General features: G+C 72.0%; 19 protein-coding genes. 13 read left to right on the forward strand and 6 right to left on the reverse strand.

Annotated features, from left to right (window positions below):
* The coding region (gene sucC / locus MMF94_RS35445) for an ADP-forming succinate--CoA ligase subunit beta (protein WP_241041837.1) at window positions 1–970 on the reverse strand (970 nt) is incomplete at its 3' end.
* Between the two features lie 137 nt (window positions 971–1,107).
* Here sucC and MMF94_RS35450 point away from each other — a divergent pair.
* Window positions 1,108–2,499 (forward strand): OFA family MFS transporter, encoded by a 1,392-nt coding sequence (locus tag MMF94_RS35450; protein ID WP_241041838.1) that lies wholly within the window; start codon window positions 1,108–1,110, stop codon window positions 2,497–2,499.
* 72 nt (window positions 2,500–2,571) lie between these two features.
* On the opposite strand, the gene MMF94_RS35455 is transcribed toward MMF94_RS35450, so the two are convergent.
* Together MMF94_RS35455 and MMF94_RS35460 are read right to left on the reverse strand one after the other, a co-directional pair.
* On the reverse strand, window positions 2,572–2,763 hold the full coding sequence (locus tag MMF94_RS35455; RefSeq protein ID WP_241041839.1) for a hypothetical protein: 192 nt from the start codon (window positions 2,761–2,763) through the stop codon (window positions 2,572–2,574).
* A 231-nt stretch (window positions 2,764–2,994) separates the two neighbouring features.
* Window positions 2,995–3,735 carry a GntR family transcriptional regulator gene (locus MMF94_RS35460; RefSeq protein WP_241041840.1) on the reverse strand — a complete coding sequence of 247 codons (741 nt, stop codon included), beginning with the start codon at window positions 3,733–3,735 and terminating at the stop codon, window positions 2,995–2,997.
* A 201-nt stretch (window positions 3,736–3,936) separates the two neighbouring features.
* On the opposite strand from MMF94_RS35460, the gene arfB reads away from it, so the two are divergent.
* From arfB to MMF94_RS35475, 3 genes are all read left to right on the forward strand, one after another.
* A complete protein-coding gene (gene arfB / locus MMF94_RS35465; protein WP_241041841.1) occupies window positions 3,937–4,365 on the forward strand; it encodes an alternative ribosome rescue aminoacyl-tRNA hydrolase ArfB in 429 nt (142 codons plus the stop codon).
* A 168-nt stretch (window positions 4,366–4,533) separates the two neighbouring features.
* Window positions 4,534–5,055, forward strand: a complete 522-nt coding sequence (locus MMF94_RS35470; protein ID WP_241041842.1) for a phage holin family protein — start codon at window positions 4,534–4,536, stop codon at window positions 5,053–5,055.
* A gap of 5 nt (window positions 5,056–5,060) precedes the next feature.
* Window positions 5,061–5,993 (forward strand): alpha/beta fold hydrolase, encoded by a 933-nt coding sequence (locus MMF94_RS35475; protein WP_241041843.1) that lies wholly within the window; start codon window positions 5,061–5,063, stop codon window positions 5,991–5,993.
* A gap of 45 nt (window positions 5,994–6,038) precedes the next feature.
* Here the strand turns inward: MMF94_RS35475 and MMF94_RS35480 are convergent, their stop codons facing one another.
* Complete coding sequence (locus MMF94_RS35480) at window positions 6,039–7,142, reverse strand: glycerophosphodiester phosphodiesterase (protein ID WP_241041844.1); 1,104 nt, start codon at window positions 7,140–7,142, stop codon at window positions 6,039–6,041.
* A 146-nt stretch (window positions 7,143–7,288) separates the two neighbouring features.
* Between MMF94_RS35480 and purD the strand changes: the two genes are divergently transcribed.
* From purD to MMF94_RS35495, 3 genes are all read left to right on the forward strand, one after another.
* Window positions 7,289–8,584, forward strand: coding sequence for a phosphoribosylamine--glycine ligase (gene purD / locus MMF94_RS35485; RefSeq protein WP_241041845.1), 1,296 nt, complete (start codon window positions 7,289–7,291; stop codon window positions 8,582–8,584).
* Window positions 8,585–8,804: 220 nt separating this feature from the next.
* Window positions 8,805–9,725 (forward strand): hypothetical protein, encoded by a 921-nt coding sequence (locus MMF94_RS35490; RefSeq protein ID WP_241041846.1) that lies wholly within the window; start codon window positions 8,805–8,807, stop codon window positions 9,723–9,725.
* Window positions 9,726–9,851: 126 nt separating this feature from the next.
* Window positions 9,852–10,970, forward strand: a complete 1,119-nt coding sequence (locus MMF94_RS35495) for a pyridoxal phosphate-dependent aminotransferase (protein WP_379660557.1) — start codon at window positions 9,852–9,854, stop codon at window positions 10,968–10,970.
* An 8-nt stretch (window positions 10,971–10,978) separates the two neighbouring features.
* Here the strand turns inward: MMF94_RS35495 and MMF94_RS35500 are convergent, their stop codons facing one another.
* Window positions 10,979–12,118, reverse strand: a complete 1,140-nt coding sequence (locus MMF94_RS35500) for a threonine aldolase family protein (RefSeq protein ID WP_277398896.1) — start codon at window positions 12,116–12,118, stop codon at window positions 10,979–10,981.
* A gap of 242 nt (window positions 12,119–12,360) precedes the next feature.
* Here MMF94_RS35500 and MMF94_RS35505 point away from each other — a divergent pair, with 242 nt between their 5' ends.
* From MMF94_RS35505 to MMF94_RS35530, 6 genes are all read left to right on the forward strand, one after another.
* Entirely contained in the window at window positions 12,361–12,855 is a 495-nt protein-coding gene (locus MMF94_RS35505; RefSeq protein ID WP_241041924.1) for a SigE family RNA polymerase sigma factor, read from the forward strand.
* A gap of 16 nt (window positions 12,856–12,871) precedes the next feature.
* Complete coding sequence (locus MMF94_RS35510) at window positions 12,872–13,564, forward strand: hypothetical protein (RefSeq protein ID WP_241041849.1); 693 nt, start codon at window positions 12,872–12,874, stop codon at window positions 13,562–13,564.
* A 22-nt stretch (window positions 13,565–13,586) separates the two neighbouring features.
* The gene (locus MMF94_RS35515; protein WP_241041850.1) at window positions 13,587–14,159 is read left to right on the forward strand and encodes a TetR/AcrR family transcriptional regulator; all 573 of its coding nucleotides are present in this window, start codon (window positions 13,587–13,589) and stop codon (window positions 14,157–14,159) included.
* 25 nt (window positions 14,160–14,184) lie between these two features.
* The gene (gene purB / locus MMF94_RS35520) at window positions 14,185–15,603 is read left to right on the forward strand and encodes an adenylosuccinate lyase (RefSeq protein ID WP_241041851.1); all 1,419 of its coding nucleotides are present in this window, start codon (window positions 14,185–14,187) and stop codon (window positions 15,601–15,603) included.
* Window positions 15,600–16,430 (forward strand): phosphoribosylaminoimidazolesuccinocarboxamide synthase, encoded by an 831-nt coding sequence (locus tag MMF94_RS35525; RefSeq protein WP_241041852.1) that lies wholly within the window; start codon window positions 15,600–15,602, stop codon window positions 16,428–16,430. Before purB ends, MMF94_RS35525 begins: the two co-directional genes overlap by 4 nt.
* Before the next feature lie 73 nt (window positions 16,431–16,503).
* Window positions 16,504–17,307 carry a DUF2334 domain-containing protein gene (locus tag MMF94_RS35530; RefSeq protein WP_241041853.1) on the forward strand — a complete coding sequence of 268 codons (804 nt, stop codon included), beginning with the start codon at window positions 16,504–16,506 and terminating at the stop codon, window positions 17,305–17,307.
* A 6-nt stretch (window positions 17,308–17,313) separates the two neighbouring features.
* On the opposite strand, the gene MMF94_RS35535 is transcribed toward MMF94_RS35530, so the two are convergent.
* Window positions 17,314–17,940 (reverse strand): MBL fold metallo-hydrolase, encoded by a 627-nt coding sequence (locus MMF94_RS35535; protein ID WP_241041854.1) that lies wholly within the window; start codon window positions 17,938–17,940, stop codon window positions 17,314–17,316.
* Between the last annotated feature and the right edge of the window lie 4 nt (window positions 17,941–17,944).

Consider the following 17,944-nt stretch of genomic DNA (forward strand, 5'->3'; position numbering starts at 1 on the left):
CGCAGGCGGTGATGCCACCGAAGACGTTCACGAACACGCTCTTGACGTCCGGGTCGCCCAGGATGACGTCCAGCCCGTCGGCCATCACCTGCGCGGACGCGCCGCCGCCGATGTCGAGGAAGTTGGCCGGCTTCACACCGCCGTGCTTCTCACCGGCGTACGCCACGACGTCCAACGTGGACATCACGAGACCGGCACCGTTACCGATGATCCCGACCTGGCCCTTGTCGAGCTTGACGTAGTTGAGGCCCTTGGCCTTGGCCTTGGCCTCCAGCGGGTTCTCCGTGGTCTGGTCGACGAGCGCCGCGTGGTCGGGGTGGCGGAAGTCGGCGTTCTCGTCGAGCGTGACCTTCCCGTCCAGCGCGATGACCGCGCCGGAGGCGTCGGAGATCAGCGGGTTGACCTCGACGAGAGTGGCGTCCTCCGCCACGAAGGTCTCCCACAGCTTCGCGATGACCTCGGCGGCGGCGCCCGCCACCTCCTGGGGGAACCCGGCCGCGTCGACGATCGCCCGGGCCTTCTCCACGTCGCAGCCGGTGAGCGGGTCGATGGCCACCTTCACGAGCGCGTCGGGGCGCTCCACGGCAAGCTGCTCGATCTCCATGCCGCCCTCGGCGCTCGCCATGGCGAGGAAGGTGCGGTTGGCACGGTCGAGCAGGAACGAGACGTAGTACTCCTGCGCGATCTGGGACGCCTCGGCCACCAGCACGCGGTGCACGGTGTGGCCCTTGATGTCCATGCCCAGGATCGCCGCGGCCTTCTCATTGGCCTCTTCCGGCGTCTTCGCGAGCTTGACACCGCCCGCTTTGCCCCGGCCACCGGTCTTCACCTGGGCCTTGATGACAACGGCGCCCCCGATGCCGCGGGCCACGACTTCGGCCTCATGGGCCGTGATCGCGACAGAGCCGCGGGACACCGGGACGCCATGCCCTTCGAACAAGTCCTTTGCCTGGTGCTCGTAGAGGTCCACGCTGCGGCATCTCCTGTCTGACGGCCTCGTCACGGAGTGGTCGACTGTATGCAGTATGGAACAACTTTGTCCAGGGCTCTTGTGTTCCAGCTCACGTCGTGGTCATTATTTGGCATACAGTATGGAGGGGAGTCGTCATGGGAGCACCAGAACGCACTGCCGCCTTCCAGGAGGTGCGCGACTGGTACGGCCGTCGGTACCGGGTCGGGGAGGACCCGGTGGACCTCATCGGCCGGCCTCGATCATCGGTGCTACGCATGGCCTGGGTCCCGATGGCCGCTGTGGGCGTGCTGCAGTACGGCTACGGTGCGGCGGTCCCGGCCCTGATGGCGCGCAACGGCTGGGGGCTCGTCGGCGCGTTCTGGGTGCTCGCCGTGTGGATCGTGTTCCAGGCGGGCGTCGGCTTCCCCACCGCTTATCTGCGGGAGCGCAGGCGCCTCGACCCGCGCGCGGTGATGATCGCCGGCGCCGCGCTGAGCGCACTGGGCCTCGTGGCCCTGGCCCACACCACCAGCCTGGCCGCCGCGTTGCTCGGCTACTCGGTGCTCGGGGGAACGGGTGCGGGCCTCGTCTACGCGGCGTGCACGTCCGCAGTGGCCAAGTGGTACCCGGAGCGCATGGCCCTGCGGGTCAGCCGGGTGACCGGGGTCTTCGCGTACGGCTCCGTGCCCTTCATCATCGCCGCAGTGGTCGGGCTCCACGCCGGCAACATCACGCCGGTCTTCGACGTGGCGGCGGTCCTGCTGTTCGTGGTGGTGGCGGGCGCCGGCATCTTCTTCCGCGACCCACCGGCCCGCTGGTGGCCCGCGGAGGTCGACCCACGTGCGTGGGGGCTCGGCGCCACCGTCAACCCGGGACGGCGGAAGAACCCGCCTGCGGTGCGCGAGTACTCGGCGATGCAGGCGATGCGCACGCGCGTCATGCCGGTTCTGTACGTGATCCTGCTCGCCGCCGGAGCGGTCTCGTTGTTCAACGCGGCGTTCGTCGTCGTCTTCGCCTCGGGCTTCCCTGCGGGCATCGGTGTGATCGCCCTCGCCGCAGGTGTGCTGGCCGGGGTGAACGGCGCCGGGCGGGCCGTATCGGTGGGGATCTCCGACAAGGTCGGGCGCTGCCGGACGCTCAACGTCGTGCTGCTCGTGCAGGCAGTGGCCCAGACTCTGTTCGCGCTGGCCGCGAGCACGCAGTCCAGCGTCGCGATGGTGCTGGCCGCTGTGCTCGCCGGCATCGGTGGGGGCGGTTTCTACCCGCTGTTCGCCAGCATCGCGAGGGAGTACTTCGGGGAGCAGAGCGCCTTCGAAGTGCACGGCCTCGTCTACAGCGCCAAGGCTCTCGGCGGGCTGCTGGGAGTGGGTCTGGCCGCGATCGCGGTCAGCTCGTGGGGCTTCGCCGTCACGTTCCTCGTGGCAGCGTTCGTGTCGCTCGGAGCAGCCTGGGCCACCGGCGCTCTGCAGCGGCCGGGGCTGCCCAGCACTTTGCCGTCAGCACGGGTGTCGAAGCAGAGCGCGGTCCCCTCGCGCTATGCCACCTGAGGCTACGGCTACCACCCATCCCTGGGCCGGCTCCGTGCGGGGAGCCGCCCAGGGATGGCCGCTGCGCCACGATCAGGAGGCGCGGGAGAACGGGGTGTCGGCGTGCACGGGCCGCTCCGCGCTGCGGAGCGGCTGTCCGTCTGCACCGGCCGCCCGATGGGCCTTCAGTGCGGCGTCCAGCCCGAGGCCGAGCGCCCGGCCATCGGCGTTGAAGCCGCGCGGCATCGTGGATAGCTCGTCGATGATCTTACGGAACGTGCTCATTCGTATCACCTCTGTTACTCAGTGTTCCCATTCCGCGGCCGAGCTATGCGGCCTGGCCACGGCTGCGCCGTCGGTACGGCGAGCAGGTAGGGCGCGGCTCTGCGCGTGAAGGGGCGATCCACGAACCCGGTGCTGGAGCGCGGGGCGGAGTGGATCCGGACGTCGACGAACTGCTGCTGGTCGTCGACGTGAGCCCGTCGGCGTCGACGGGAGAAGGTGTGGTGCTGCGGCCTAGGGCCGGCGACCCGTGATCGGGCGTGCGGGCGATCCGGCGTCAGCGCCGGACTTCTCGAGGTTCTGCTGCTCGAGGTAGGACAGGCGCGTGTGCTCGGTGTGCGCGTGCATGACCTCGCCTGCGCGATCCCCGTCGCCTGCGGCGATCGCGTCGATCAGCGCCGAGTGCTCGGTCCAGCTCTGTGCGCCACGGTGGCGGGCCACGGGCGTGTAGTACCAGCGCACCCTGCGGTCGACCTGGCTCGCGAGCTCGACCAGCACGTCGTTGCGCGAGAGCCGCATGACCGTGGCGTGCAGCTCGGCGTTGAGGGCCACCATGGTGGCGACATCCTCGGCCTCGAGCGCCGCGAATCCCTGGCGGCACAGCTCCCGCAGGTGCTCGACGCCTTCCTCCGTGGCGTGTTGCGCGGCCAGCCGAGCGGACTCGGTCTCCAGCAGCCTGCGTACGGCCAGGAGCTGATCCGCCTCCTCGACGGTCGGCGTGTGGACGTACGCGCCCAGGCCGGGCCGAAGGTCGACCCAACCGTCGTTCTTGAGCCACTGAAGTGCCTCACGCACCGGCTGCCGGGAGACTCCCAGCATCAGCGCGAGCTCACTCTCGACCAGGTGCTGGCCTGGCTGGAGATTCCGGCTGACGATCATGTCCAGAATCGCGCTGTACACGCTCTCGCGGAGCGGGACAGGCCGGGCGATACGTCGTGCACCGGCGGCGTCGGGCTGCGTCTCGGACAGTGACATCGTGGACTCCAGGTGGGACGGTGAGTCGATCCGGTCCCTTGCGGGGGCACTCCTGTCCGGTCGACTGCTTACAGCATACAAAGTGCCGCGGTACTTTGTCGCACTACCGGCGGTGAAGCTCCTCACGACATCCGCCCGATGTGTCCGTTTGGTGAACAGGTGGTGCCTGTCCGGTCGTGAGCACTCAGGCATGCTAACGGTGTGGCTGACGGCGACCTGCCGGTACGTGGATCACTGGTGCTCCCCGAGCGTGAGCTGCACTGGCGGTTCTCCCGTGCGTCCGGGCCGGGTGGCCAGGGTGTGAACACCACAGACTCGCGGGTGGAGCTGTCCTTCGATCTGGCCCGGTCCCCCTCGGTGCCCGAGCCGCTCCGTGAGCGGGCGCTGGGCAGGCTCGCCGCGCGGCTCGTCGACGGGGTGATCACGGTGGTCGCGTCCGAGCAGCGCAGCCAGCTTCGCAACCGTGAGTCCGCACGTGAGCGGCTGGCAGAGATCCTGAGGAAAGCAGTGGCAGCGGATCCGCCGCAGCGCAGGCCGACCCGGCCCACGGCTGGGGCGAAGCGCCGGCGGCTCGACGCGAAGACCCGGCGGGGCGCCGTCAAGCGGCTGCGCGGCCGACCCGAGGAGTGACGTTCGCGGCACCGCTCCCGCGCACCTCGCACCGGTGCCGGTGACAGATCAGACCCGACCGGTGGAGGGCGCGGCGCGCCCGTGCTCCTGGTCGGGCGTTGACCCCGTGACCGTGGAAGGATGGCGGACCGATCACGGACATGCCGAGCAGCACGTGCAGGAGGACCGGTGGCCAGCCCGACCAGCTCCAGCGGCGCGGAGGTTCCGCCCGTGCTGCCTTCGATCCCGCTATCGCGCGAGCCGGTCAAGCCGGCGTCGGAGCAGTCGATCGGCGAACTCGTCCGTGACGCCACCGCCCAGGTCTCCACGCTGGTGCGGGCCGAAGTGGAGCTCGCCCGCGCCGAGGTGACGGCCGAGGTGAAGAAGGGTGTGCAGGGCAGCGTCTTCTTCATCGTCGCGCTGACGATCCTGCTGTTCAGCCTCTTCTTCGCGTTCTTCGCCCTCGCTGAGCTGCTTGCCCTGTGGCTCAACCGCGCCGTCTCGTTCGCGATCGTCTTCGGGATCATGCTCCTCGTCGCCGGACTCTTCGGTCTCTTCGGCTACCTGCGGGTGCGGCGGATCCGCAAGCCGGAACGCACGCTCTCCAGCCTGAAGGAGTCGGCTCAGGTGCTGTCCCAGCGCGGCCGGGGCGAGCCGGACGGAGCCGCGGCGCACGAGCTGAACGGCCGACCGGCCTCCCGAGCACACTGATCGGAGTGCGCAGGGCCGGCCCGGACCCGTCGTCGGTCCGGCTGCCTGGCCCGTGGACCCACCGCGCGGTCTCGGCCAACGGCATCCGGCTTCACGTCGCCGAATGCGACGGGGGCGGCCCGCTGGTGGTGCTGCTGCACGGGTTCCCCGAGTTCTGGTGGTCCTGGCGCCACCAACTCGTCGATCTGGCTGAGCGCGGCTTCCGGGCCGTCGCGATCGATCTGCGTGGCTACGGCGACTCCGACAAGCCGCCCCGCGGCTACGACCTCTGGACCCTCGCAGGCGATGTCGCCGGCCTGATCCGTGCGCTGGGGGAGTCGCGGGCCCATCTCGTGGGGCACGACTGGGGTGGGCTCATCGCCTGGACGGTCACGGCGCTGCACCCGCGGCTCGTGCGATCCCTGGCCGTGCTCGGGGCTCCGCACCCGCTGGCGGTGCGTGCTTCGGTGCTGCGTGACCTCCACGGCCAGGGCCGCGCGAGCGCGAGCTACGCGCTGGGTTTCCAGCTGCCCCGCTGGCCCGAGCGCTCCCTGCGAGCGGACGACGGCGCTCGGGTGGTCCGGATCATGCGCGCCTGGGCGGGCCCGGAGTGGGCGGCCTCGGACGACTTCGCGGCGGCCACCGCGTGCTACCGGCGCGCGATCCAGGTGCCCGGGGTCGTGCACTGCGCGATGGAGTACTACCGCTGGGCCGCGCGCTCGCAGCTGCGGGCCGAGGGACCGCGGTTCGCCGCGGCTGTGGCCCGGCCGACCGCGGTGCCGGTGCTGCAGGTGCACGGCGCGCTGGACCCGTGCCTGCTCGTCCGCACCGCAGCGGCGTCGCGTCGGTGGACCGGCAGCGGGTACGAGATGCGCGTCCAGCCGGCCACCGGCCACTTCCCCCATCAGGAACGGCCGTCGGAGACGACGGCCCTGCTCACCCGTTTCCTGGCGTCCTGAGACCACCCGCCCGGACCGAGCAACGGGCGACCCGCAGGTGGGCCCTTACAGGGCGGCGCGGGCCACCAGCGCCGTGTCGGGGTTGTCGGCGAAGACCCCGTCGACGCCTGCGGCGAAGAACGCCTCGTACTCGGCGAACGCGTTGCCGTAGTCGGCGGCCGACCCGGCGCTGCGCAGGTTGGCCGGGAGGAACTCGTTCTCGTTGCGGAAGGTGTAGACGTGCACCAGCAGGCCCGCCGAGTGCGCGTCCGCGACGAGTGACGTGGGAGCGCCGAGCGTGCCGTCCGCGTGGCGGGCCACGACCATGTCCTTGGCCGGTCCGATGGCATCCGCGTAGGACGCGATCTCGGCGAGCTCTGCCGGGGTCACGAGGTCCGGGAAGGTACGAGGGTCGCCCGCGGCCGCGAGGTCGACCGGCGCGCCGGCGGCCCCCAGCAGCTGAACCAGCGGCACGTGCAGCTCGGCGCTCAACTGCCGCAGGTTGGTGGTCTCGAAGGACTGCACGAACACCGGCGCGTCCTTCCTGTTGAGTCCGGCGTTCTCCAGCGCGGCGACGAGCAGGGGCTCGAGGGCGTGGCCGATGGAGGAGAAATAGGTCGGGTGCTTGGTCTCGGGGTAGACCCCGATCTCCCGGCCGAGCTGGGCGGACAGGCGCTCGCGGAGCTGGAGCACCTCGTCGAACGTCGGGATCTCGAACCGGCCGTCGTAGATCGTGTTCTCCTGGCGGACGGCGGGGAGACGTTCCTTCGCGCGCAGCGTCTTGAGCTCGGCGAGGGTGAAGTCCTCGGTGAACCAGCCGGTTCGCGTGTCGCCGTCGATGGTCCTGGTCACCTTGCGCTCGGCGAACTCAGGGTGGTCGGCGACGTCGGTGGTGCCGCCGATCTCCGACTCGTGACGGGCGACGAGCACGTCGTCAGCGGTGCTGACGAGGTCGGGCTCGATGTAGTCGGCCCCCATCCTCGCAGCGAGCTCGTACGAGGCGAGCGTGTGCTCAGGGCGGTAACCCGACGCGCCGCGGTGCGCGATGACGAGCACCGTGGCCTCGGCGCTGCGGGTGGCCACCTCGGTGACCGGGACGCCGGTAGGGGCGGTTGTCAGGGTCGCAACGGGGGGAGCGGCCGCGGCGGTGCCGCGGACGGACGATGACATGTGCACCCACGATGCACTGTTCGGACGATGCCGCTGCCACCGGGAGGTGACCGGTGCCGGTCGAGTCGGTGAACGGCACATGCAATGCCGCTGGGCGACCGGCGTCCGCGGGATGGGTGTCTCGGCGGGCGTTACGATTCGAAGTCGTGCGCGTCCTGGTAGTGGGGTCCGGTGCTCGTGAGCACGCCATCGTCCTCGCCCTGGCGCAGGACCCGGAAGTCACGGCGCTCGCGTGTGCCCCGGGCAACGCGGGCACTGCTGCCGTGGCCGAGCAGCGCGGGCTCGATGTACAGGATGTGGCGGCGGCCGCGGCGCTGGCGCTCGACTGGCACGCCGATCTGGTCGTCATCGGGCCTGAGATGCCGCTCGTCGCCGGCATCGCCGACGTCGTGCGCGCCGCGGGCATCCCGTGCTTCGGCCCGACCGCGGCCGCCGCCCGCATCGAGGGCTCCAAGAGCTTCGCGAAGGACGTCATGGCGGCGGCCGGCGTGCGCACCGCCACGTCCGAGATCGTGGACACCCCGGCGCATCTGGACGCCGCGCTCGCCCGGTTCACTCCGCCGTACGTCGTGAAGGACGACGGTCTGGCGGCCGGCAAGGGCGTGGTGGTCAGCGCCGACTTCGACGTGGCGCGCGCGCACGCGAGCACGCTGCTCGACAACGGTCACCCGGTGCTGCTGGAGTCGTACCTGGACGGCCCCGAGGTCTCCCTGTTCTGCCTGGTCGACGGGGAGACGGTGGTGCCGCTGCTCCCCGCGCAGGACTTCAAGCGCGTCGGCGACGACGACACCGGCCCGAACACCGGAGGCATGGGTGCGTACGCCCCGCTGCCGTGGGCGTCGCCCGATCTGGTCACGGAGCTCGTCTCCACGATCGTCGCGCCGGTGGCGGCCGAGATGGTGCGCCGGGGCACTCCGTTCAGCGGCCTGCTCTACGCGGGGCTCGCCCTGACCTCCTCGGGCCCGGCGGTGATCGAGTTCAACTGCCGCTTCGGCGACCCGGAGACGCAGGTCGTGCTGCCGCTCCTGCGCACCCCGCTGGCACGGCTGCTGTACGCAACGGCCACTGGTGCACTGGCGTCCCAGCCTCCGCTGCAATGGGCCGACGGTGCGGCGGTCACGGTGGTGGTGGCGGCTGAGGGCTACCCGGGCCTCCCGCGCGCCGGTGACGTGGTCGCAGGAGCAGACGCCGACGGTGTGCTGCACGGCGGTACGCGCCGCCGGGACGACGGGGCGGTGGTGTCGTCGGGCGGGCGGGTGCTGTCCGTCGTGGGTACCGGAACGGATCTTGTGCTGGCCCGCGAGGATGCCTACCGTCGGCTCGAGGGCGTGCACCTCGCCGGCTCCCACCACCGCACCGACATCGCGCTTCGCGCCTCGCGTGGCGATGTCGAGGTTCCGCGCCGGGCCGAGGTTGTCACTCGATCGGGTGATATTGGGTAGCGCTCCTCACTGCACTGTTCCACCTAAAGTGCGTGCTCGGCGGCCGATCGGGGAGCTTCCACCACGTTCGGTCGCCGTTAAGGGCGGCTTGCGTCCGAACGGGTGGCAGTAGAAGGTTCCGCTGCCCGCCAGATTCACATCGTCGTCGCTCCCCGTGATGGCCGAGGTCGTGGGTCTGCTCCGGGTCATCCGTTCGCTCCCCCGAGAACTGAGGACTCGAATGACGAAGAACGCACGTCCGCGACACACCACTCAGAGCCGCGTGTCGCGCATCGCCGGCCGGGCCGCGATCGGTGTTCTGGGCGCGCCGATGGCCCTGCTCGCGATCGCCGGGCCGGCGGGTGCTGCGGAGGCCCACCTGGCCGACGCGGACGACGACACCGCGGACAGCACGGACGCCGGCTTCGACAGCTTCGCGGCCCTCCCCGGCATCGCCACGCCGGACCTCGCCGCGCTGCCCACCGACGGGCTGCCCACCGACGGCCTGGAGCTGCAGGGGATCGACCAGGGCCTGCTCGACCTCGCCAGCGGGGGCGCCGGCGTCGCCGACCTCCCGGCACTGGGTGCCCCGGACCTGAGCGCCCTCCAGCTGAACCTGCCGGCGGCGTACGCCCTGCCGAGCGTCGACGCGCTGCCGGCGCTGCCCGCGCTGCCGAGCACGGACGACCTCACCGCGCTGCCGGGCACCGACCTGCTCGCCGCGCTGCCCGCGCTGCCGAGCACGGACGCGCTTGCGCTTCCGGTCGCGCTGCCGGCCCTCCCGGTCGAGCTGCCCGCGCTGCCGACGAGCACCGACGACGTGGTCGACACCGTGGCCGGCGTGGCAGGCGACGTGACCGGTCTGGCCGACGACGTGACCGCCGACGTGACCGCCTCCCTGCCGCTCGACCTGCCGGTCGATCTGCCGGAGCTCTCCGAGCTGCCGATCTCCGTCGACCTGCCGGTCAACGTCGACCTGCCGGCGCTGCCCGTCCTGGGGGCGCCGAGCGCCGACGACGAGGCGTCCTCCGACGACGAGGCGACGGACGAGGACTCCGACGAGGCGGACGACGCCGACGACGCGGACGAGGCCGACGTGCCCGACGCCAGCGCGATCAGCGACGTGTTCTCGGCCGCCGACCTGGTGTCCAGCCTGATCTGAGCCGTGCTCGACGGCCGTCCTCCCACGGGGGGACGGCCGTCGGCCGCTTAGGCTCGGAGAGTGACCAACCCAGCTACATCAGAGATTCCGATCGCGACGCGTGCCGCTATCCCGGCGTTCCACGTCATGGACGTGCTCGCCGCCGCTGCCGAGCGCCGCCGCACCCACGGTGACGTGGTGGATCTCTCCGCAGGGCAGCCCTCCACCGCTGCTCCTCCTGCCGTGCGCGCAGCCGCCGTGGCCGCGCTGTCCGGCGATGTGCTCGGCTACACCGTCACGCTCGGGATCCCGGAGCTGCGTTCCGCGATCGCAGGTCACTACGCCCGCCGCTACGACCTCGACGTCCCGCCGGAGCAGGTGGTGGTCACCACCGGTTCCTCGGGCGGCTTCCTGCTGGCGTTCCTCTCCGCCTTCGACGCGGGCGACCGCGTGGCCATGGCCCGGCCCGGCTACCCCTGCTACCGCAACATCCTGACGGCGCTGGGTTGCGATGTCGTCGAGTTGCCCTGCGGGCCGGAGACCCGCTACCAGCCGACCGTCGCCATGCTCGAGGAGCTGGACGACCCGGTGCGGGGGCTGGTGGTGGCGAGCCCGGCCAACCCCACGGGCACCGTGCTGGAGCCTGGCGAGCTCGCTGCGCTGGCGGCCTACTGCGAGCGCAACGGGATCCAGCTGGTCAGCGACGAGATCTACCACGGCATCTCCTACGCGGGCGCCCCGGCGACCTCCTCCGCGTGGAGCACGTCGCGCGAGGCGATCATCGTCAACTCCTTCTCGAAGTACTTCTCGATGACGGGGTGGCGGCTGGGCTGGCTGCTCGTGCCCCCGCGGCTGCTGCGTCCCGCCGATCGGCTGGCCGGAAACTTCACCGTCTGCCCGCCGGCACTCGCGCAGCGCGCTGCGCTGGGTGCGTTCGACCCCACCAGCTACGCCGAGTCCGACTCGCACGTGGCCCGCTACGCGGTGAACCGGGGCCTGCTGCTCGACGGCCTGCCGCGGCTCGGGCTCACGCGCCTCGCCCCGGCCGACGGTGCCTTCTACGTGTACGCAGACGTCTCACACCTGACGGCCGACTCCATGGACCTGACGTACCGTCTGCTGGCCGCGACCGGGGTAGCGGTCGCGCCAGGTATCGACTTCGACCCGGTCGACGGCGGGAAGTGGATCCGGCTGTCGTTCGCGGGAGCCACCGACGACATCGCGGAAGCGCTGAGGCGAATGGCCGGGTGGCTCGGCCAGGCCTGATCCGGCTCTCAGTTCCCGGCTTGACCGAGAACCGCGCGTCCGGGGCGGGCGCCCGCTCCACGCCCCGACACGGCCGGCGCGCTGCCGGCTGCCCGTGAGGGCTCGACCGGCCCGATCCGCTCCAGCGCCGCCGTGATGTCGGCGTCGGTCAGGTCGGCGTGGGTCATCAGCCGGACCTGCCCCGACATCGTGGACGCCCGTACGCCCGCCTCCTCGAAACGGCGGATGGTGCCGTCCAGGTCGGCCACGGCCACCAGCACGATGTTGGTCTGGGGCTCGCCGACGAGCCACCCGCGCTCGCGCAGCCCGGCGGCCAGCCGCTTCGCGCGCTCGTGGTCCTCGGCGAGGCGGTCGATCCGGTCGAGCGCCACCAGCCCCGCCGCGGCGAGCACCCCGCCCTGCCGGACGCCGCCGCCGAGCATCTTGCGCAGCCGCCTGGCCTCGGCGATGAACTCGACGGACCCGGCCACCACCGAGCCCACCGGCGCCCCGAGACCCTTGCTCAGGCAGACCTGCACGCTGTCGACGCCGACAGTGAGCGTCCCCGGGGGGACGCCGAGGGCCACCGCCGCGTGCCAGAGCCGGGCCCCGTCGAGGTGGACCCGCAGCTTCGCGCCCCGGGCCGCGGCGACCACCGCGGCGTGCTCCTCGGGTGCGGTGACCGTGCCCCCGGCGGCGTTGTGCGTGTTCTCCAGGCACAGCAGGGTGGTGCGGAGCGTGTAGTAGGGGCCGATCGAACCCGCGGCGCGACGGACCGCGGTGGGCGAGACCTTGCCGGGACCGGCGTCGTACTCCAGCGGGCGCGGCATGCCACCGGCGAGCCAGGCGGCGGTGCCGAGTTCGGCGTCGAGCACGTGCGCGCCGGCAGGGGCGAGGAACGCGTCGCCACGGCCGAGGTGGTGCATCAGGGCGATGAGATTGCCCATGGACCCGCTGGGGGTCCATAGCGCGTCAGCCGCACCGAGCAAGCCCGCCACGCGAACCTCGAGCTCGCGCATCGTGGGGTCACGGTCGAGGACGTCATCACCCACCTCGGCGTCCGCCATTGCGGCCCGCATCTGCTTCGTGGGACGGGTGACGGTGTCGGAGCGGAGGTCGACAGGACGATCGGACGCCGTTGACCGCCGGGCTCGCGATGGAGATCGCACGGCGTCCGATTCAACCAGCAGGCGGCGGGCCGGTCGCGCGTGGGTCACGAATCCATCACAACCCAGGGCCGATCGGGTGAACCGGCACGCGGTCGTGCAACCTCTGGTCCCGTTCCCTACGTCTCTCCGCAGACGGCGACGCAGGGGCGCGCGGCGACACGGGAGGAGGGAACGCCCGGGTGGAAGAGGCCGGCGAGCGGGAGCTCGCCAAAGAAACACCCGAGTCGGCGACATCCGAGCCGGTGACGTTCGAGGAGTACTTCCGCGCGCGCCGGGACGGGGTCCGGCGCACGGCGTACCTGCTGTGCGGCGACTGGCACCGCGCCGACGACCACGCGCAGGCGGCGTTCGTCGCGCTCCACCGCCACTGGCGCCGGATCCGCGACCGCAGCGCCCTCGACGCGTGGATGCGCCGCACTCTCGTGCGTGCCGTGGTCGACGAGTCGCGGCGGCCGTGGCGCCGGGAGCGCTCCACCGCCGAGCCCGCCGACACGGGCGTGCCGTCCGACTCCGACGCGGTGGCCACCCGGCACGTTCTGGTGGACGCCTTGAGGTCGGTGCCGGCGCGCCAGCGCGCCGTACTCGTGCTGCGGTTCCTCGACGGTCTGGACGTGGCGGCCACCGCCGCGGCGCTGGGATGTACGGAGGGCACGGTCAAGAGCCAGACCGCCCACGGGCTCGAGGCCCTGCGTGCGGTGCTCGGCGACTCGCTCGACGACCTGCGGGCGACGGGGTAGGGGGAGAGGTGACGGGATGAGCGACATCGATGACCAGGAGCTGGGTGCACTGTTCCGTGCCGCGGCCTCCGACTCCGGCGCGCCACCGCCGGCGTTCGACCACGACTCGGTGCTGCGTGCCTCCCGGCGTGCAACCACCCGCCGCCGCCTGCTCATGGCGGGTGGCGCGATCGCCGTGTTCGCGCTGGCCGGCGTCGGGGTGGCAGTGGCGCTGCCCGGTTCTCCCGGCAACGGCACCACGGTCGCGGCGCCGATGTCGGCGGGCGACCGGGCCCCTCGGGCCGCCGCGCCACAGGACTCGGCCGGAGCCGCAGAGCGGGCGGCCGAAGGGGTAAGCCCGCTGAGCCCGCCGCTGGGGCCGGGCAACACCGAGTGCGCCGACCGGCAGGACCCCGCGGTGCGGGCGCTCGTCGACCAGGTGCTTCCCGAGGTGGCAGGAGCTCCGGAGGCGGCCACCACCATGGAGTGCCGTCCCGGTGGCGAACGTGGCGTCGCCGTGGAGGCGAGCGAGGGTGAAGCCACCGGGCTGCTGAGCGTGCAATACCTGCCCCCCGGTGTGGAGGCGGCGCTTCCTCCCGGCGCGGTCAGCGAGCCCACCGCCTCGGGCGGCACGGTGATCGTGAGCTCGAGCTCGTCCGAGGTGGGCGCGCCTGCACCGTTCGCGGGCCGGCTCGCGTCCGTGGCGGAGTACCTGGCTCCGCGTCTCTAGAGCGGGGCGAGAGACTTGCGAGATGGGCACCGCCAAGGGTGAGCGGCGGCGGCACGAGCTGGTGACCGCGGCCGCGGCGCTGTTGCGCTCCGGCGGCTTCGACGCCGTGCGGCACCGCGCGGTGGCCGAGCGTGCGGGGCTGCCGCTGGCGTCCACCACCTACTACTTCGCCTCGCTGGACGACCTCGTCACCGCGGCTGTCGACCGCACCAGCCGCGACGAGCTCGCGGAGGGCAGGCAGCAGCTCGACGCGCTCGCCGCAGCGCCCGTCGACACTCCTGCGCTCGTCGAGCTGGTGCTCGATCAGCTGCTCGGCCCGGAGTCGCGCGACGGGGGCCTCGATGCCGTGCTCCTGCGCTACGAGCGGCTGGTCGGTGCGGGAAGGCGCCCGTTCCTGGCGCCGCTCATGCGCGAGCTGCGTGGCGACCTGGACGCATTGCTCGCCGAGATCCTGCTCCGGTGCGGTCACCCACTCGACGACGTGGCGCTGCGCGACCTCGTCTCGCTCGTCGACGGTGCTGTGATCAGCGCTCTGATCGAGGCCGATCCCGACCCGCGGGTGGCCGCCCGCGAGGTGCTGATGCGCGCGCTCTGATGTGGAGCGCCTATCGTTTCTGCACGTGATCCCCAACGTGCTGGCCACTCGTTACGCGAGCCCCGAGCTCGTGCGGCTGTGGTCGCCCGAACACAAGATCGTGCTCGAACGGCGGCTCTGGCTCGCCGTGCTCACCGCGCAGCGCGACCTCGGCATCGATGTCCCCGATTCAGTGCTCGCCGACTACGAGCGCGTGGTCGAGCAGGTGGACCTGGAGTCGATCGCCGCGCGCGAGCGCGTGACACGCCACGACGTGAAGGCCCGGATCGAGGAGTTCGACGCCCTCGCCGGCCACGAGCACGTGCACAAGGGCCTGACCAGCCGGGATCTCACCGAGAACGTCGAGCAGCTGCAGATCCGGCTCTCGCTCGAACACGTCCGCGACCGCACGGTCGCCGTGCTGTCGCGGCTCGCCCGCCGGGCTGCCGAGAACGCCGAGTTGGTGATCGCGGGGCGCAGCCACAACGTCGCGGCGCAGGCCACCACCCTCGGCAAGCGGTTCGCCTCCGCGGCGGACGAGCTCCTCGTCGCCTACGCGCGGCTCGAGGACCTGCGTGCGCGCTACCCGCTCCGTGGCATCAAGGGCCCGATGGGTACCGCCCAGGACATGCTCGACCTCCTGGACGGGGACGCGGACAAGCTCACATCGCTGGAGGAGCGGGTGGCGACCCACCTCGGTTTCTCCGCCGTGCTCACCAGCGTGGGGCAGGTCTATCCGCGCTCGCTCGACTTCGACGTGCTGAGCGCCTTGCTCCAGCTCGCGGCCGCACCGTCGTCGCTCGCCACCACGATCCGGCTGATGGCAGGCGCCGAGCTCGCCACCGAGGGCTTCCAGCCGGGCCAGGTGGGGTCCTCGGCGATGCCGCACAAGATGAACAGCCGCTCCGCCGAGCGGATGAACGGGATGATGGTGCTGCTGCGCGGCTACGCCGGGATGGCGGGCGAGCTGGCCGGGGCGCAGTGGAACGAGGGCGACGTGTCCGACTCGGTCGTGCGCCGCGTCGCCCTGCCCGACGCGTTCTTCGCCATCGACGGGCTGTTCGAGACCACCCTCACGGTGCTCGACGAGTTCGGTGCCTACCCGGCTGTCATCGCCCGCGAGCTGGACCGCTACCTGCCTTTCCTCGCGACCACGGCGGTGCTGATGGCCGCGGTCCGCGCGGGCGTCGGGCGGGAGACCGCCCACGAGGTGATCAAGGAGCACGCCGTCGGCGTCGCGCTGGCGATGCGCGAGAAGGGCCAGACCGACAACGACCTCGTCGCGCGGCTGTCCGCCGACGAGCGGCTCGGCCTGCCCGCCGGGGCGCTCGACGGCCTCCTCGCCGACCCCCTGCGGTTCACCGGTGCTGCCACCGCGCAGGTGCAGGCCGTGGTCGACCGCGTCGCGCAGGTCGCCGACGCCCATCCCGAAGCGGCCGCCTACGTCCCTGGAGCGATCCTGTGAACCTCGTGCACAGCGGCAAGGTCCGGGACGTCTACGCCGACGGTGACGACCTGATCCTCGTGGCGTCCGACCGCCTCTCGATCTACGACGTCGTGCTCCCGACGCCCGTCCCGGACAAGGGCGTACTCCTCACCCAGCTGTCGCTGTGGTGGTTCGACCGCCTCACCGACATCACGCCGAACCACGTCATCTCGGCGTCGGACGTGCCCCCGGAGTTCGTCGGACGGGCCATGCGCTGCCGCAGGCTCTCGATGCTGCCCGTCGAGTGCATCGCGCGCGGCTACCTCGCCGGCCTCGGCCTGCAGGAGTACCAGAAGCACGGAAGCGTCTCCGGGGTGCCGCTGCCGCCCGGGCTGGTCGAGGGCTCGAAGCTGCCGGAGCCGATCTTCACGCCCACCACGAAGGCGCCGGTCGGCGAGCACGACGAGTTCATGACGTTCGAGGACGTCGTCGCCGCTCTCGGAGCGGACACCGCCGCGCGCCTGCGTGACCTGACGCTCGCGGTGTACGCGCGAGGGGCCGACATCGCCGGGCGGAACGGGATCCTCGTCGCCGACACGAAGCTGGAGTTCGGGCTGGATGCGGCGGGGGAGATCGTGCTCGCCGACGAGGTGCTCACGCCCGATTCGTCGCGGTTCTGGCCGGCCGATGCGTGGGAGCCGGGCCGCCCGCAGTTCTCGTTCGACAAGCAGTACGTGCGCGAGTGGTCGTCGTCGCTGGACTGGGACCGCACCCCGCCCGGGCCCGAGGTGCCCACCGAGGTCGTCGCGGCCACGCGCGCCCGATATGTCGAGGTCTACGAACGGATCACCGGCGACGACTGGTGATGGGCGCCGGAGCACCACCCACCCCACACGGCACAGCAAACCGCTGTTCACACCGGCGTGCGTTCATAGCTCCGTGGCAACGCTGACCGCACCTCGTCCGGTCGTGTCGTCCCGCCTGGTCGTCTCGGTGTCCGGGCTGACGCACGAGGCTCCTGAGTCCTTGACCCGTGGCATCGAGTTCGCCGCGGAGCTCGACGCGCGCGCCGTGCCGTTGTCCCAGCTGTTCCGGCCGCGCTCGGCGTCCGGAACGACGGAGGTGGACTCGCCTCTGGTGCGCTGGATGCACGAGCGGCGCGCGGCCGGGGACGCCATCGTGTTGCACGGCTACGACCACACCGCCGAACCGATCGGCTCGTGGCAGTCCTCGGTCCTGCCGCGGGTGCGCCGCCGCGCCGAGTTCGCCGCGCTGCCCCGCCACGAGGCCGGCCTCCGCCTGACGGCGGCCCGTCGCGCTCTCACGGCGCTGGGTCTGCGCACCGACCTGTTCGTCCCGCCGCGCTGGATGGCCTCACCCGGCACGGTCGAGGCCCTCCACGAGCAGGGCTTCTCAGTGCTCGCCGACGAGAACGGCGTGCGCTTCCTGCAGAGTGCCGCGGGCGCCGTGGTGCGGGCCAAGGTGCTCGGGTTCCGGGCTTCGGGGGAGCGCCACCCGCTTGCCGACGACCGGAAGGCCGCGGAGGCGTGGCGCTGCCGGGTGCTCGGCGCGGAGGTCGCGCGGACCGTGCGGCGCGGCGGGCTGGTGCGGATCAACATCCGTGCCAAGGACCTCAAGCGCGAAGCGCGGCGCACAGCGGTGCTGGCGGCGGTGGACGCCGCACTCGAGATGGGCGCCGTCCCCGCCACCTACCGCCTGACGGCGGGGGCACTCGCCGCCTGAGCGCGGTCAGATCGCGGTCGGCGTCTCCCGGTCGAGGACCGTGATCGTGGTCTTCTCGGGGCCGAGCTGCTCGAACAGCCCATAGTGCAACGCGGGGCGGGCGAGCACGGCCTCGTGGATCGGCACCGCCGTGCGCGGCGCCACGGCCCGCAGGTAGTCCACGGCCTCGGACACCTTGAGCCAGGGTGCCCCGGTGGGCAGGAACAGCACGTCGATCGGTGCCGGCGGTGGGGTGAAGGCGTCGCCGGGGTGCAGGTGAGTGCCGTCGATCAGGTAGGCGTTGTTGGGGATCACCGGGATGTCCGGGTGGATCACCGCGTGCTCCCCGCCGAGCACCTCGACCCGGGCCCCGCCCACCTCGAACGACGCCCCCGGCTCCACCACCTCGTGCTCGAACCCGGCGAGCTGCCCGGCCGTGCCGGAGTCGACGATCAGGCGGGCATCGGGGTTGGCCGACAGCAGCGCACCGAGCCGGTCGGTGTCGAGATGGTCGAAGTGCTGGTGCGTGACGAGCACCGCGTCGAGTCCGCCCACCGTTTCGAATCCGGACGAGAACGCCCCGGGGTCGAGGAGGAGTCGCGCGGCGCCGGTGTCGAGCAGGACGCACGAGTGGCCGTAATGGGTTGTCTCCACGGCC

Origin of the sequence: Pseudonocardia alaniniphila (assembly GCF_022524485.1) — a bacterium.
In the GTDB taxonomy this organism is placed as follows: Bacteria; Actinomycetota; Actinomycetes; order Mycobacteriales; family Pseudonocardiaceae; genus Pseudonocardia; species Pseudonocardia alaniniphila.

Coding starts and splice junctions, on each gene's coding strand:
- MMF94_RS35450 (WP_241041838.1), top strand. CDS start 1,108: ATGGGAGCACCAGAACGCACTGCCGCCTTCCAGGAGGTGCGCGACTGG.
- MMF94_RS35455 (WP_241041839.1), bottom strand. CDS start 2,763: ATGAGCACGTTCCGTAAGATCATCGACGAGCTATCCACGATGCCGCGC.
- MMF94_RS35460 (WP_241041840.1), bottom strand. CDS start 3,735: ATGTCACTGTCCGAGACGCAGCCCGACGCCGCCGGTGCACGACGTATC.
- MMF94_RS35480 (WP_241041844.1), bottom strand. CDS start 7,142: ATGTCATCGTCCGTCCGCGGCACCGCCGCGGCCGCTCCCCCCGTTGCG.
- MMF94_RS35490 (WP_241041846.1), top strand. CDS start 8,805: ATGACGAAGAACGCACGTCCGCGACACACCACTCAGAGCCGCGTGTCG.
- MMF94_RS35495 (WP_379660557.1), top strand. CDS start 9,852: ATGGACGTGCTCGCCGCCGCTGCCGAGCGCCGCCGCACCCACGGTGAC.
- MMF94_RS35510 (WP_241041849.1), top strand. CDS start 12,872: ATGAGCGACATCGATGACCAGGAGCTGGGTGCACTGTTCCGTGCCGCG.
- MMF94_RS35515 (WP_241041850.1), top strand. CDS start 13,587: ATGGGCACCGCCAAGGGTGAGCGGCGGCGGCACGAGCTGGTGACCGCG.